The 15,504-nt window shown below is 27.0% G+C and carries 15 protein-coding genes and 1 riboswitch; of the genes, 13 read left to right on the top strand and 2 right to left on the bottom strand.

Translation table 11 applies throughout. The features are described 5' to 3' along the window. Positions 1-41 precede the first annotated feature (41 nt). From NWE74_RS06140 to NWE74_RS06115, 6 genes are all read left to right on the top strand, one after another. Positions 42-3,251, top strand: a complete 3,210-nt coding sequence (locus NWE74_RS06140; RefSeq protein ID WP_258242348.1) for a cell wall-binding repeat-containing protein — start codon at positions 42-44, stop codon at positions 3,249-3,251. Further along, positions 3,211-3,498, top strand: a complete 288-nt coding sequence (locus tag NWE74_RS06135; RefSeq protein WP_258242347.1) for a cell wall-binding repeat-containing protein — start codon at positions 3,211-3,213, stop codon at positions 3,496-3,498. The genes NWE74_RS06140 and NWE74_RS06135 overlap by 41 nt, the downstream gene beginning before the upstream one ends. A gap of 140 nt (positions 3,499-3,638) precedes the next feature. Beyond that, entirely contained in the window at positions 3,639-4,109 is a 471-nt protein-coding gene (locus tag NWE74_RS06130; RefSeq protein WP_258242346.1) for a VanZ family protein, read from the top strand. Positions 4,110-4,306: 197 nt separating this feature from the next. Next, complete coding sequence (locus tag NWE74_RS06125; protein WP_258242345.1) at positions 4,307-4,687, top strand: hypothetical protein; 381 nt, start codon at positions 4,307-4,309, stop codon at positions 4,685-4,687. Positions 4,688-4,880: 193 nt separating this feature from the next. Beyond that, entirely contained in the window at positions 4,881-6,200 is a 1,320-nt protein-coding gene (locus NWE74_RS06120; protein ID WP_258242344.1) for an NCS2 family permease, read from the top strand. A gap of 271 nt (positions 6,201-6,471) precedes the next feature. Continuing rightward, positions 6,472-7,413 (top strand): polysaccharide deacetylase family protein, encoded by a 942-nt coding sequence (locus tag NWE74_RS06115; protein ID WP_258242343.1) that lies wholly within the window; start codon positions 6,472-6,474, stop codon positions 7,411-7,413. 61 nt (positions 7,414-7,474) lie between these two features. Here the strand turns inward: NWE74_RS06115 and NWE74_RS06110 are convergent, their stop codons facing one another. After that, positions 7,475-7,747, bottom strand: coding sequence for a DUF1294 domain-containing protein (locus NWE74_RS06110; RefSeq protein WP_258242342.1), 273 nt, complete (start codon positions 7,745-7,747; stop codon positions 7,475-7,477). 134 nt (positions 7,748-7,881) lie between these two features. On the opposite strand from NWE74_RS06110, the gene NWE74_RS06105 reads away from it, so the two are divergent. From NWE74_RS06105 to thiE, 6 genes are all read left to right on the top strand, one after another. After that, positions 7,882-8,487, top strand: a complete 606-nt coding sequence (locus NWE74_RS06105; protein WP_258242341.1) for an NUDIX hydrolase — start codon at positions 7,882-7,884, stop codon at positions 8,485-8,487. A 235-nt stretch (positions 8,488-8,722) separates the two neighbouring features. Beyond that, positions 8,723-9,622 carry a cysteine synthase A gene (gene cysK / locus NWE74_RS06100; protein WP_258242340.1) on the top strand — a complete coding sequence of 300 codons (900 nt, stop codon included), beginning with the start codon at positions 8,723-8,725 and terminating at the stop codon, positions 9,620-9,622. 11 nt (positions 9,623-9,633) lie between these two features. Beyond that, positions 9,634-10,188 carry a serine O-acetyltransferase EpsC gene (gene epsC, locus NWE74_RS06095; protein WP_258242339.1) on the top strand — a complete coding sequence of 185 codons (555 nt, stop codon included), beginning with the start codon at positions 9,634-9,636 and terminating at the stop codon, positions 10,186-10,188. 66 nt (positions 10,189-10,254) lie between these two features. After that, on the top strand, positions 10,255-10,563 hold the full coding sequence (locus NWE74_RS06090; protein ID WP_258242338.1) for a GIY-YIG nuclease family protein: 309 nt from the start codon (positions 10,255-10,257) through the stop codon (positions 10,561-10,563). 76 nt (positions 10,564-10,639) lie between these two features. Further along, positions 10,640-10,735: riboswitch (TPP riboswitch) on the top strand. Positions 10,736-10,845: 110 nt separating this feature from the next. Next, the gene (thiD, locus tag NWE74_RS06085) at positions 10,846-11,685 is read left to right on the top strand and encodes a bifunctional hydroxymethylpyrimidine kinase/phosphomethylpyrimidine kinase (RefSeq protein ID WP_258242337.1); all 840 of its coding nucleotides are present in this window, start codon (positions 10,846-10,848) and stop codon (positions 11,683-11,685) included. Between the two features lie 6 nt (positions 11,686-11,691). Next, positions 11,692-12,321, top strand: a complete 630-nt coding sequence (gene thiE / locus NWE74_RS06080; RefSeq protein ID WP_258242336.1) for a thiamine phosphate synthase — start codon at positions 11,692-11,694, stop codon at positions 12,319-12,321. A 33-nt stretch (positions 12,322-12,354) separates the two neighbouring features. Here thiE and NWE74_RS06075 read toward each other — a convergent pair whose 3' ends face one another. Next, on the bottom strand, positions 12,355-13,131 hold the full coding sequence (locus tag NWE74_RS06075; protein WP_258242335.1) for a collagen-like protein: 777 nt from the start codon (positions 13,129-13,131) through the stop codon (positions 12,355-12,357). A gap of 255 nt (positions 13,132-13,386) precedes the next feature. Between NWE74_RS06075 and NWE74_RS06070 the strand changes: the two genes are divergently transcribed. Further along, entirely contained in the window at positions 13,387-15,345 is a 1,959-nt protein-coding gene (locus NWE74_RS06070; RefSeq protein WP_258242334.1) for a sensor histidine kinase, read from the top strand. Positions 15,346-15,504: the final 159 nt, after the last annotated feature.

Raw genomic sequence — 15,504 nt, 5'->3', positions numbered from 1 at the left:
ATTATAATATTAAAAAGTATAGATATAAGGAGAGAAATGTTATGAGTATAAAAAATATATTAATAGTATCATTAATGCTATCTTCTTTAATTCAAATACAAGTACTAGCACAAAATAATTGTTATAAACATATTGATGAAAATTTAAATTTATATAGGATGTTTAGCTATAACTATAAACCAATAAGTAATAAATTAGTTATAAATGATATAAAAAATAAAAATTATTTATTAGATAAACTTAAAGTTAGTGATAAGTTAATTTCCATGACTCAAAAAGAAAAGATAAAAATAAATGCAGAGTTTAATTATGAGGTTAAAGAAGAAAATCTAAAATGGACTTTTGGGGGAAAGGATATAAGTTCATGGAAAACTTGGAATCCAGATCAGAAAGATTATAGTGGACAAGATTTCTTAAATATAGAAAATTTAAAAATAAATCCAGTCAAAATTGAAGATGGAAAATTAAAAAGTATTATTACAGGAGACTTAAACGTAGACCTTTTATACAATACAGTAGATTTAAGCCCTAGATCTATACGTGTTAAATATCCTGATATGATAGGAAATTATGATTTGAAAATAGAAGATACATCAACAAATACAAGTTTTAAAACTACAATGAAGTTAAATGTATACGATAGTTATAGAAAATATGATGAATTAAAACCAGAATTAGAACAAATATTTAAAAATGCCAAATCAAATATATATTTAAATTATGAATCTATAGGAAAATCAGCAGAAGGAAGAGATATGCATTTTGTAGTTATGGCTAAAGATAAATCTTCCGTAGATAAATATCTTAATGACACAGTTCCAATGATGCTTGAAAACCCAGAACAATTACAACAAAAAATAAAAAATAAAGCTATTGGAGATTATAAAATACCTATATTTATAAATAATATACATGCAGATGAAGCTCCAGGGGTTGATGCACAATTAGAACTATTAAAGAAATTAACTACACAAGATGTTATAAAATATAAAACTATAGATAAAAACAATAAAGAAATAGATGTAGAGCTAAATGTAAAGGACTTATTAGAAAATGTAATTTTTGTTATGAGTATAACTGAAAATCCAGATGGTAGATACTATAATACAAGAGCCAATGCAAATGGATTTGATTTAAACAGAGATAATGGTTATCAAACACAAGTAGAAACACTAAGTATAGTTGAACAAATAGCTAAGTGGAATCCAATTTCATTCCTTGATTTACATGGATTTATTAAAGGATTTTTAATAGATCCATGTACACCACCACATGATCCTAACTATGAATACGATTTAATTGCTAAAAATGCAACAGCTCAAGCACATGCTATGGGAAATGCTGGTATTGCTAATACTAAGTATGATAGTTATGAAGTACCTTTTGAAGATTATGGTGTAAATGGTGGATGGGATGATGCAACAGCTACATATATAGGAACTTATGCACTTCACCATGGTGCAATGTCCCATACAATAGAAGTACCAGAATTTAATCAAGATTCTGTAGATGCATTCGTTAATGCAATATTAGGTGCATCATCATTTGTACTAGATGGAAAAGATGAATTATTTATTAGTCAATTAGAATATTATAAACGTGGAGTTAATGGTGAGGATAATAGAGAAGCTGATAAATATTTTGTAAACTCTAAAGGTGAATCTATAGGAAGACCAAGAGGAGATAATGAAAATTTCTTCCCTGAGTATTATGTTCTACCTGTAGATAATAAGCTTCAAAAAAATATACCAGAAGTTCAGGACACAGTAAAATATTTATTGAGAAATGGGGTAAAAGTAGACGTATTAGATAATGACACTAAGATTGGAGATATAATATATCCAAAAGGAAGCTATGTGGTTGATATGCATCAAGCAAAAAGAGGATATGCAAATTTAGTATTGTATGATGGAATAAATGCATCAGACTTTAAAGAAGTGTGCGCCGAAATAGTCATGAATTTTCCTGATGTTAGAGGTTTTGATAATTATGAAGTTAGAAATAAAGATGTATTTAAAGGTAAGCTAAAGTCAATTAAATCAGTAGATAAAATACAAACTAAAATAACTGGAAATAATGACAAATACATTATAAAAAATAGTAATAATGATGCTATAAAGGCTATAAATGAATTATTAAGTAAAAATAAAACTGTATCAATACTAGCTAAAGATAGTAAAACTAATGAAGAAGGAGACTATGTAATAGATAAAAAAGATTTAAATGAGATATCTAAAAAATATACATTAGATGTAGAGCTATTTAAAGATGATATTCCAACTTTAAAATTAAGAGAGCCTAAAGTTTATGCAACTGGATCATATAGTAAGTTTATTTTAAATGAGTTAGGGTTTAATGTAGTTAACAAATTAGAAGATAGTAATATAATAATTGATGATACTGGAGCTGTTAATCCTAAAGATTTAAAAAATGGAGTAGACTACTTAGGAGTAGGAGAAGACTCAATTGTAAATGTAGGAGAAAAAGTTATACCAGGATTAAAGTTAGGTAAAACAGATTCTTATCATGAGGGATTGTTAAAAGGAGAATATCTAGACGATAGAGCTACATGTGGATATGACAATGAAAAGTATATATATACAGCTAATGGTTCATGGATAAATAGTGTGCCAAGAGGAGTTAAAAAAATTGCTAAAGTTTCAAATGAAAATGATTTCTATGTATCAGGTTGGTGGCCAAATAATGAGCAAGTTAAAGGTAAAACAATGGGAGTAACGACGGATTTAGAAGATACGACAGTGACGTTATATGCTAACACAATAACAAATAAAGCACATACTAAAGGTGCGTATAGACTTATTGCAAATGCTATATATGATTCAGTAGATAGTAAATTAGGGTATACATCTATAGAAGGCAGTGATAGATATGAAACTGCAATCAAATTGAGCCAAAGTAAATTTGATAAGGCAGATACGGTAGTTATAGTTAATGGAAATTCTTTAGCAGATGGGTTAACAGTAACACCATTAGCTGCTTATAAAAAATCACCGATACTTTTAACTAATGGACATAGCCTATCTAAAGAAACTAAAGATGAAATAAAAAGATTGGGTATTAAAAATGTAATAATTGCAGGTGGAAATGGGGAGGCAGATGCACTATCTATCTCATCAATATCGGCAACTAAAAAAATGCCTATAATTTTATCAGAAAAACAAGACATAAATAATTCAGCATATAAATTGGATGAAAGGAGAACAATTAGAAGATGCATATATTATAGGTAGTCAGAATAGTGTTGATAATAAAGTGCTAGAAAAGTTTTATGATAAAGGCTTAGAGACAGCATACATAGTAAAGGGAAAAGAATTAATAGATGCTTTATCAACAGGACCAATAGCATCTATAGATAATGCGCCAGTAATTATAGTAGGAAATATTTTAAACTCTAAGAGCTCTAAATCAATAGTAAAAGCTGGAGGAGGAATCCAAAATAAATTAATAAATAAAGTAATTTCTTTATTAGGAAAGTAAAAAGTAATAATTTTTTATCTAAAGACCCTATCTATAGGGTCTTTATTTTTAATAAACACCTTATTAAAAAATCTAATTGAAAAAAATATTAAAAAGTATGATATAATTTAAATTATTTATTTTTAGGGATGGTGATTAGAATGAAGAAAAAAATATATTTCATATTAATTGTATTATGGATGTGTTTTATATTTTATATGTCAGCACAACCAGCAACAGTATCATCAGCCCAATCTGGTGGAGTTATATCATTTTTAAGTCCAATTCCATTTGTAGGAGATATAGTTTCATACCTTATGGATATTAAAATTGGTGAATTTATTATTAGAAAATCTGCTCACATGTTTTTATTTTTTGTTTTAGCTATCTTAATATATTTACACAAATATAATAAAGTAAATATATTAAAAACTTGCGCTATAGCATTTTCATTAACTTTTTTATATGCATGTACAGATGAATTTCATCAACTATTCGTCTTAGGCAGAAGTGGAGAAATAAGAGATGTTATGGTAGATTCGACAGGCGCCTTTATAGGTGTTTTAGTAGCAGGATGTATAAGTAAGTTGATTATAGTTAGAAACAAAAAAAGAAAGATGATACTGAATTAAAAAAAGAATCAGTTGATAATCATAATGAGTTAATAAAAAATAATGATATTTCAGATTCTAAAATATAAATAAAAAGTGAACTGTATAAAAACAGTTCACTTTTTATTTATATTAAAATGTAAAAAAATCAAATACAGTAATTTTAATACATCAACATGCATAATTATAATAAAAATACCTGTATAAGGGGGTAAGAGATGACTTTTGAAGAATTATTAATAGATTTGTATCCTATAAATAATAAAAATAATAAGCTAAAAAAATTTATACAGAATCATTTACATGGTGAAAATTTGATAACTTATATACAAGAATTAGCTGTTTATATGGTAGCGGCTACAAAAGTTTCTGGTACTACAGTTTTAGAAAAAATATTATATGAACAAAATATAGATTCATTAAATGACGAATTTAAAAAGGAAAAAGAAGCAATTGTAAAAGATGATATATACTTTGAATTGAATGAAGATGAAGAGTTAAGTGGCTATTTTTTCATAAAGGCAAATGATGAAGTAATAGCTATAGTAGAAGAAGATTTGGAGTTATTTAGGTATTTACAAAATTTTATTTTAGATTAGGTATTATTTTTTTTATTTAACTCAAAATAATAATGAATTAATATATTTGAAAAATATTGACATTAAAATGAAAAATATTGACAGAAAGAGGTAAAAATATGTCAGAATATAGACTTACATCAAAAAAAATGATAATATATAGAAGCATAATTAATGTGGGTGGGCGAGGGACATATTTTACGAGGGAAGAGGAATGAACGAAAGATTACCAAATAATTTAGAACAAAATCAAGCGAACGTATTCAAAACAGATCTAAAAACAGAAATATTAGCAGGAGTAACTACATTTATAGCAAGTGTATATATTATAATGACAAATGCACTTATATTGTCTGATGCTGGTATTAATCCAGATGCTGCTATGATAGCAACAATACTTACATGTAGTATATCTACTGTGTTAATAGGTCTATTTTCAAACACGCCATTCATAGTTGTGCCTGGTATGGGTATTAATTCATTATTTACTTACACAATAGTAAATTCAATAGGGCTACCATGGCAAGATGCCTTAGGAGCTGTATTTATAAGTGGGATAATATTTACTATTATTGCAAGTACTAAAATAACTCCAATACTTATGAAGTCAATTCCAAGTAATTTAAAACATGCAATAACTGTTGGAGTAGGGTTCTTTATTTTATTTATAGGTTTACAAAAAAGTGGCCTTGTAGTTTCAAATGAAAATACTATGGTAGCACTTGGAGATATTACTCAAAAAGAAACATTATTAAGTATAGTTACACTTTTAATTATTTTAGTTTTAAATGCTAGAAATGTAGGTGGAAATTTACTTATAAGTATAATAGCAGGAACTATATTAGCTTTATTTATGGGAGTTACAAGTTTAAGTAATTTAGATTTTGCATCATTTAACATAGGTGCATTTACAGATGTATTTTTAGCTATGTCGTTTAAAAATATTTTAACAATACCATTTATAGTTGCAGTATTCTCTATAACTATTGTTATTGTATTTGAAAATATGGGAATTTTATATGGTCAAATGGAAGCTATAGGAAGAATTGATGAATTCCAAAAACCATTTACAATAGCAGGAATATCAAATATGATAGCAGGTATGTTTGGAACTAGCCCAACAATTGTTGCTGCAGAAAATTTCTCAGGTATAAGTGCAGGCGCAAAAGGAAAGATAGCTGCATTTACATCAGGAATATTATTCTTAGCATCGCTATTTTTAATACCTATACTTAAATTAATTCCTGATGGAGTAATAAGTAGTGTATTAATATTTATAGGATTTTTGATGATACAAACTTTCTTTGATATGAAAAAAGGGGACTTAATAGATAACATATCTATAATATTTATAGTTGCACTAATACCTCTTACTTATAATATAGTAAATGGTATAGCTTTAGGATTTATAGTATATACTGTTTTAAAATTGGCTTCTGGAAGAGGTAAAGAAGTATCTGTTCCGATGTATATACTTACAGCTTTATTTATATTAAGTTTTATTATGAATATATCAATGGGAATAATGCATTAAAGTAGTATAGGTAATTAATTCTTATTAAGAATTAATTACCTGTTTTTAATTGTAAAAAAAATTAAGTTGTGATACGATGAATCTTGTATAAGAAAAATAAAAAAAGTCTTTTTGTGGTACAATTTAAATAAAAATGTAGCTAGACGTAAAAATAGCTTGTTTAGTTTGGATACAAAACTGTAATTTTTATCTAGTGGACATTTTTTAAAAAAATAATATAATAATTAATAGATTGAAAAACGACAAAATAGGACAGAGGAGGGGGAGCTTAATGGCTAATCAAAAAATAAACTTTGGTAAAAAGAAAAAGAAATTAAATCCAAAAAAATTAGGAATAACAGCAGTTGCAGCACTGTTAGTTATATTTTTAGGAGTAAAGGGAGTAGGCGCAACTACATCTTATATCGCTGAAAAGAAAGAAGAAAAAATAGTACAAGAGAAAAAAGCAGAGGCTGAAAGAATTGCAGCTGAAAAAAAACGTAAAGAAGAAGAAGAAGCTAAAAAGAGAATGGTCGGAGTTAACCATGATGCTAAGCAGTACTCATATGATGCACTAAAAGTTTCAGAAAAACTAAAAACTTATGATTATACAAACAACGGAGAAAAAATAGTATTTTTAACATTTGATGATGGATCTTCAACAACAGTAACACCACAAATATTGGATACATTAAAGCAAAATAATGTTAAGGCAACATTCTTTGTAACTGGTCAAAATATCGAAAGAGGTGGAAAACCTGCAGAAGCACTTGTTAAAAGAGCTTTTGATGAAGGGAATGCAATAGCAAATCATTCATACAGTCATGATTATAAATATTTATATCCTGGTAGAACTCTTAATTTAGATAATTTCTTAGCAGATTTTAATAAGACAGATGAAATATTAAAAAGAGTAATAAGTCCATATTTCTCTACAAGAGTTTTAAGATGTCCAGGAGGACATATGTCTTGGAAAGGTATGGATACATTAGATGCTTACTTAAATGAAAATAATATGGCATCTATAGACTGGAATGCTTTAAATGCAGATGCAGAAGGAAGAAAGAAAAATGCAAGCGAATTAGCAGAACATGCTAAAAAAACAGCTGAAGGTAAAGAAATGGTAGTAATACTAATGCATGACACTTACGGAAAAGAAGAAACTGCAAAAGCACTACCAGAGATAATAAAATATTTCAAAGACAATGGATATGAATTTAAAACATTAGCATAGTTTAAATAAAAAATGGTGTAAAAGATAACTCTTTTACACCATTTTTTATTTAATTTAATTATTATATTATTTGAATTATTAAAAAAGATTCAATGATAAATATTAGAGGTATACCTACTGTAAATTTTCTCTTTTTAGTTTTATGTCTAAATTTATGCATTCCAACAAAAGAACCAATACTACCTCCGAGTATACTTAATAATAAAAGTGTTCTCTCACTTATTCTAAATTGATTATTTATAGCTCTTTTTTTATCTATATACATAGATAGAAATCCTATGAAATTTATAATTAAAATATAAAGAAAAACATATTTGAAATTTAAATTATACATAAAAATCTCCTTTCAATCTTAAGTGTAACTTTTATATAAATATATCATAAATTTAAAATTAATGATAAAAAAATAAATTATTGTTATAATAAAAATTAGTATAGTAACTGAAATAATTGAAGGGAGTAGATTAAGTGAATAACAAAATTAAAGATGTAAAGACCTTAGTTGAGACTAAATTTGTAGGTCTATATGATGTTGAATATAGAAATAAGCAAAATGAAGATAGACATTGGATGGTTGCATCAAGAAAAAATGAAGATGAATTAAAAGAAGTTTACTTAGAAGAAAAAGAGGATAAGATTGATGCTGTAGTAATAGCAGCTTTTCATGAATCAGAAAATAAATTAGTTTTGATAAAGCAATTTAGAGTGCCTATAAATAACTATATATATGAACTTCCAGCTGGACTTGTGGATAATGATGAATCAATGGAAAGTACAGTAGCTAGAGAGCTTAAGGAAGAAACAGGATTAGATCTTTTGAAAATAAATTATGTAAAAAGTAGACAAAAAGTTTATTTATCACCTGGAATGACAGATGAATCAGTAGCATTTGTGTACTGTACATGTGAAGGAGAACTGAGTAATGAGTTTTTAGAAGATGATGAAGATATAGAATCAATGCTTATCTCTAAGGAAGAAGCAAAAGAAATTTTAAAAAGTGATGAAATTATAGATATAAAATCATATTTGATGCTTCAAATGTTTGCTAGCATGGGAGATACATTATTTAATTAATATAAAAATACCTGAAATATATTTCAGGTATTTTTTATTATATATAAAAACATTTCTTTTTGAAAAAAATATATATTTAACAAAATGTACTTTTTTCAATATGTTTAGCTTATAAATAGGATATAAAAATTAAAAAATATTATATAAATAAAATTATATAGTTGCATTATCAAAATGATAATAATATAATAAACTTATCATTATCATTTTGATAATAAAATTTGGAGGTAGTTATATGGTGAATGAGAGTATATTAGAAATGATAGGTAATACACCTATGCTTAAATTAAATAAATTAGAAAGTTCAAGTATATATATAAAATTAGAAAAATATAATCCTGGAGGTAGTATAAAGGATAGAGCTGTATATTTTATGATAGATGGATTGGAAAAAAGAGGGGTTTTGAAAAAAGGTGATGTACTAGTTGAAGCAACAAGTGGCAATACCGGGATAGCACTAGCAATGATAGGTAAGTTAAAAGGTTATGAAGTGATAATAGTTATGCCAGAGACTATGAGTATAGAAAGAAGAGAGTTGATGAAAGCTTATGGGGCAAAACTTGTACTTACAGAAGGAAAACGTGGAATGAGCGGATCCATTAAAAAAGCACAAGAACTTTTAAATGAAAATAAACATTATAAAAGTTTAAATCAATTTGAAAATGAAGATAACCCATATGGTCATTATAAAACGACTGGAGTTGAAATATTAAATCAAGTAAAAGACTTGGATGTGTTTGTATGTGGTGTTGGTACTGGAGGAACATTAACTGGAGTTGCAAGATATTTAAAAGAAAAAAATCCAAATGTAATTATAGTAGCTATAGAACCTGAAAATTCGCCAGTTATATCAAAAGGTATCAGTGGATCTCATAAAATTCAGGGTATTGGAGCTGGATTTATACCTAAAAATTACGATGAATCACTAGTTGACATGGTTTTAACTATAAAAGATGATGAAGCATTTGAAGGTGTCAGAATGCTTTCTGAGAAAGAAGGTATATTAGTCGGATTATCTTCGGGTGCAAATGTTATAGGTGCTTTGAAAGTATCTAAAATATATTCTGATAAAAAAATAGTTACAATTGCTCCTGATGGAATTGAAAAATATATATCTATGGAAATATTTAAATAGAGGTGATACAAGTGTTAAAAAAAATAAATAAAGACATAGAGTATATTATGGAAAATGACCCTGCAGCAAGAAGTAAAATAGAGGTTTTTTTACTTTATCCATCTATACATGCTAGGTTAGTTCATATATTTACTCATTTTTTATATAAGCATAAATTATTTTTTGCAGCCAGATTATTATCTCAAATAGCTAGATTTTTAACAGGGATAGAAATTCACCCAGGAGCTACATTAGGAGATAGTATTTTAATTGATCATGGAATGGGAGTTGTAATAGGAGAAACTGCAGAAGTTGGAAATAGAGTAACTATATATCATGGAACTACATTAGGTGGAACAGGTAAAGATACAGGAAAAAGGCACCCAACGGTTGGAGATGATGTTATAATTGGTGCAGGTGCAAAAGTATTAGGACCTATAAATATAGGCTCTAACTCTAAGATAGGAGCAAATGCAGTGGTTTTAAAAGATGTGCCTGACGGAGCAACAGTGGTTGGTGTAGCTGCTAATATAGTTAGAATGAGAGGTCAAAAAAACGAAAGAGATTTGATTAAAGAAACTAAATAAATTCATTGAATAAAAGTGCATATTATAGTATCATTTTTTATTATAAAAAAATAAATGAGGTACAATATGCATTTTACATATATAATTAGGTGTATGGATAATTCTCTTTATACCGGATATACAACCGATATAAAAAGAAGGATGAAAGAACATGAAAGAGGAATAAATTCAAAATATACTAGGGTTAGAGGCTATAGAAATTTAGAAATATTTTTTATAAGTGACAGTAGAAGTAAAGCTATGAAATTAGAAAGTTATATAAAGAGATGCTCTCGAATTAAAAAGCTGTGGATTATAGAAAATGGAAATGAATTTATACAAGAACTTGAAAATAAATTATATTATAGCCTAGGAAAAATCGAAGAATTAAAATAATAAACAGAAAATTAAAAAATAATAATTAATTGACAATTATAGTAAAAATACTATAATTAAATTGTAAATAAATAATAAATATAGCTAGGGGAGCCTTTAGGCTGAGAAGTATAAACTGACCCTTATACCTGATCTGGGTAATGCCAGCGTAGGAAAGCTTGTACATAACTCTAAATATTACAATATTTAAACAAGTGTATTAAAGCTATACCTAATCTAGGTATAGCTTTTTATTTTATAAAATAATACTATAAATTTTTACTAAAGATAAGGGGGATAAATATGAAAAATTATAAAATACCTACATTAACAATAGCAGGTTCCGATTCAAGTGGGGGCGCAGGTATTCAAGCTGATTTAAAAACATTTAGTGCAATAGGAACATATGGAATGAGTGTGATAACTGCTGTAACAGCACAGAATACACAAGGTGTATTTGATGTAGAAGAATTAAGCCAAAATATTATAAAAAAACAAATAGAGGTAGTATTTGAAGATATAAAACCTAAGTCGACAAAAATTGGGATGGTATCCAGTCCTGAAATCATACTTGAGATAGCTAATACTTTAAAAAAGTATAATGTAGAAAATTTAGTAGTAGATCCAGTCATGATATCTAAGAGTGGGTATAGTTTATTAAGACCAGAAGCTAAGGCTAATTTAATAAAATATTTAATACCAATGGCATATATAGTAACACCGAATATTCCAGAAGCTGAAGAAATAACAGGAATTAAAATAAAAACAGTAGAAGATATGAAGGTAGTAGGAAATGAAATACTAAGTATGGGTCCTAAATATGTATTGATGAAAGGCGGACATTTAGAAGGAGATGCAATAGACTTGCTAATTGGAAAAGAAACATTTGAAATATTTAAAAGCAAAAGATTAAATAGAAAAAATACTCATGGAACTGGATGTACAATATCGTCAGCTATAGCATCACACTTAGCGTTAGGATATGATATTAAAGAGGCTGTAAAGTTAAGCAAAGAATATATAACAAATGCTATTGAAAATAGCTTTGATATAGGTCATGGCGTTGGGCCAGTACATCATTTTTATAAATTAGACCTAAAAAATGACAAAAAGGAGGAAAAACAGTTAGTACTAGCTGAATAAATAATTATGAAAAATGCTATAAGAAACAAATTAAAGTTATATTTAGTAACAGATAATGATATTTTAGAGGATAGAGACTTTTATAGATGCATAGAAGATGCAATAAGAGGCGGAGTTACTATGGTTCAGCTAAGAGAAAAAGATACATCAGGTAAAGAATTTTTAGAAAAAGCATTTAAACTTAGAGAAATAACACGAAAATATAATATTCCATTTATCATAAATGATAGAGTTGATATTGCTATGATTTGTGATGCTGATGGTGTGCATGTTGGGCAAAGTGATATAGATGCTAAATTTATAAGAAATATTATAGGGAAGAATAAAATATTAGGTGTTTCTGCTAGAAATTTAAATGAAGCAAAAAAAGCAAAACAGGATGGAGCTGATTATATTGGTGTTGGAGCTATGTACTCTACATCAACTAAATTAGATGCAAAATCAGTTTCTTATAAGACTGTAGGAGAAATAAAAAAAATAGTAGATATACCAATTGTTTTAATAGGTGGAATCAATCTAAATAATTTAGAAAATCTAAAAAAACTTGATTGTGATGGATATGCTGTTGTATCATCAATTCTTAAAGAAAGAGACATTTATGTTACCAGTAAAAATTGGGTAGAAGCAGTAAAATAAAAAGAGAGACTTTTTAAAGTCTCTCTTTTTATTTTACTTTTTATAAGGAACTTTTTTAGGTGGTATATATTTTTCTTTTGCCTTAGGTTCAGGAATAATAGGACAATCACAAATACCTTGAGGACCCATATCGCCCTTATCACCTTTAGGGCCAGCAGGGCCTTGAGGACCTACATCCCCTTTATCTCCTTTTTCACCTTTAGAGCTTGCTGCTCCAGCAGGACCTTGAGGACCCATAGGGCCTATATCTCCCTTATCACCTTTAGAGCCAGCAGGACCTTGAGGACCTATAGGGCCTATATCTCCCTTATCACCTTTAGAGCCAGTAGGACCTACATCTCCTTTATCTCCTTTAGGACCGGCAGGACCAGGTATACCAGCAGTATTACAATTTCCTACATTGCATAAAGGATTTATATAAGTTTCTTTACCTAAATCAATATACTGAATAGTATTTAATTTGATATAAATAGGACCTTTTCCAGAAGAAGTTTTCCCCATAACAGCGCAATGATTAACTTTGCAAATGCGTAGTCTTAAAATACATTCACTATTTTCTAATTTCAACCCCACTACTTTTCCAATACAGCTACATAAGATATTGTAGATTTGACAATCAGCTAAATCTACAGGATATACAAAAACAGGACAAGATCCTGTATTCATATTCTTACAACTCTTTTTGGTAGATTTTTTGTGATTTACATCACAAGAACAAGATTTTGAAGAACATATAGAAGTCTTACAATAAGAAGGCTTCTTGCAATCATTGTTGCAATTGTTGTCTTTTCCTATATAGTCTTTATACATATACAACACTCCATGTTAAATATTTTAATTTGTAGTTTTACTACGTAATATACATATATGCTTTTTATGTTAAAAATGGGACATTAAATAGCAAATAAATTATAACGTTCAAGTTAATTGTAATTAATATAGTGTAAAATAGCTTTAATTTAGAATTGATATATGAATTTTTTATAAAATAGATGTAGATAATAAAAAGTAATCTAATATAATTAAGACTTATATAAAAACATTCAAAGGAGCGTTTGACATCAAATGAATAAAACAAGGATACTAATTGTGATGATTTTATTTATTTCAATAGGTTTTAAGATAGATATTTTAGCGAAAGAGGATTATAAAGCTGAAAATAAGAATATCCTTATTATAAACTCATATGATAGCAAAAATTTATGGGAACTTTCGGTCTTAAAAGGTATTCAAGATGAGCTTAAAAAAAATGGTAAATATGATATAAATTTAAATATTGAATACCTAGATAGTAAGAAAAGAAGTGATGAGGAATATATAGATAAATTTAGAGAGCTATTAAAAATTAAATATAGCGATATAAATATTGATTTAATTGTCACTGTAGATGATGAATCATATGATGCTATAAAGCCAGAAATTTTTAATAAACATAGTATTTTTAATAAAAAGCCCTTAGTTTTTATAGGTGTAAACCAAGAGGTCTACTTAACTAAAGATGAAAAAAAATATATAACAGGATTTATTGATTCAAAAAATAAATTGCAAATAATAGATATTATAACTAAATTGCAACCTGATATACAGAATATAAATATTTTATTAGATAATACATTTTATAATGAAAAAATAAAATATGATATAGTAAATAGTTCATATTTGTTAGAAAAGTATGTAAAAATTAATTTTATACAAAGTAATTACGAAGAAGAAATATTATCGAAAGTAAAAGCATTAGATAAGGAAGAAGCAATTATAATATCTGGTGTATTTAAGGATAAGGAAAACAACTATATAAGGCCTAAAATATTTGTAAATAATTTAAAAGAAGTATCAAATGCACCATTATATACAGATAGAGCAGATTATGCAAAGTCAGGAATTATAGGTGGATATATGGATATTGGGCAGCGAAATGGTATTGTTAGTGCTAAAATGATATTAAGAATATTAGATGGTGAAAGTGTTGAAAATATTTCTCTAACAAATGAGCCGGAAGGAAGTTATATATTTGACTATAATGAAATATATAATTATGATATAGAAATAAAAAATATACCTAAAGGTAGTATTATCTTAAATCGAAAAAAACATGAATTATTAATTCCTAAAAAAGATAAAAATGCAATAGCAATAATTCTTTTTATAGTAGGATTTATATTTGTTGCTACTATGTTTATAATATATCTTGAAAAGAAAAGAAGTAGCCAGAATAAAAAATTATATGTATTAGCAAAAGAAAGAGAAAAATTAAAAACAGATTTTATTGTAAATATGAGTCATGAATTTAGGACACCTTTAAACGTTATAATAAGTATTTGTAAGCTGTTAGAAATTAAAGTGCAACAAGATGAAACTAATAAGGATTATTTGCTTGAAAAAATAAATAAAATAAATCAAAATTCAAATAGATTAACAAGATTAATTAATAATTTGATCGATATATCAAAATTTGAAGCCAGTTTATATGAGTGTAAATTTAAAGAAGTAAATATTGTTTATGTAGTTGAAGAAGTTGTTGAAGAAAGTATAGATTTTGCAAATCAGAAAAATATAGATTTAATATTTGATACAGAAGATGAAGAAATTATAACTTGTATAGATTTAGAAAAAATAGAACGAGCTATTTTAAATCTATTATCCAATGCTATAAAATTTACTAATAAAAATGGAAAAATAGAAGTATATATGAAAAAATATAAAGAAAATGTGAGCATAGCTATCAAAGATAATGGTATAGGTATGGCTAAAGATAAAATAGAACAAATTTTTCATAGATTTTATCAAATAGATTCATCTTTATCAAGAAGTAACGAAGGAAGTGGGGTTGGCTTATGTATAGTGGATGAAATAATAAAAATACACAATGGGCACATAAATGTGTATAGTCAAGAAAATAAGGGGAGTACCTTTGAAGTTATACTACCAATAAAACACTGTGATAAAATAGTTAAGGATAAAAGCATAAAAAATATGGCATTTAGAGAAGTTGTAAAATTAGAAATGTCTGATATTGATAAGTAAAAATACCTTAAAATATTTAAGGTATTTTTTTATTAATTTTATAATGTATTGTATATGAATAAAAATTCAACAATGTGAATGCTAAAAGTAATGACAATTATATATATATATGATATATTACTTGTACAAATACCCTATAGAAATAAATGAAATTTAAAT

This window comes from Romboutsia lituseburensis (assembly GCF_024723825.1).
GTDB classification, from domain to species: domain Bacteria; phylum Bacillota; class Clostridia; order Peptostreptococcales; family Peptostreptococcaceae; genus Romboutsia_F; species Romboutsia_F lituseburensis_A.
This window is presented reverse-complemented; position numbering and strand designations above follow the sequence as displayed.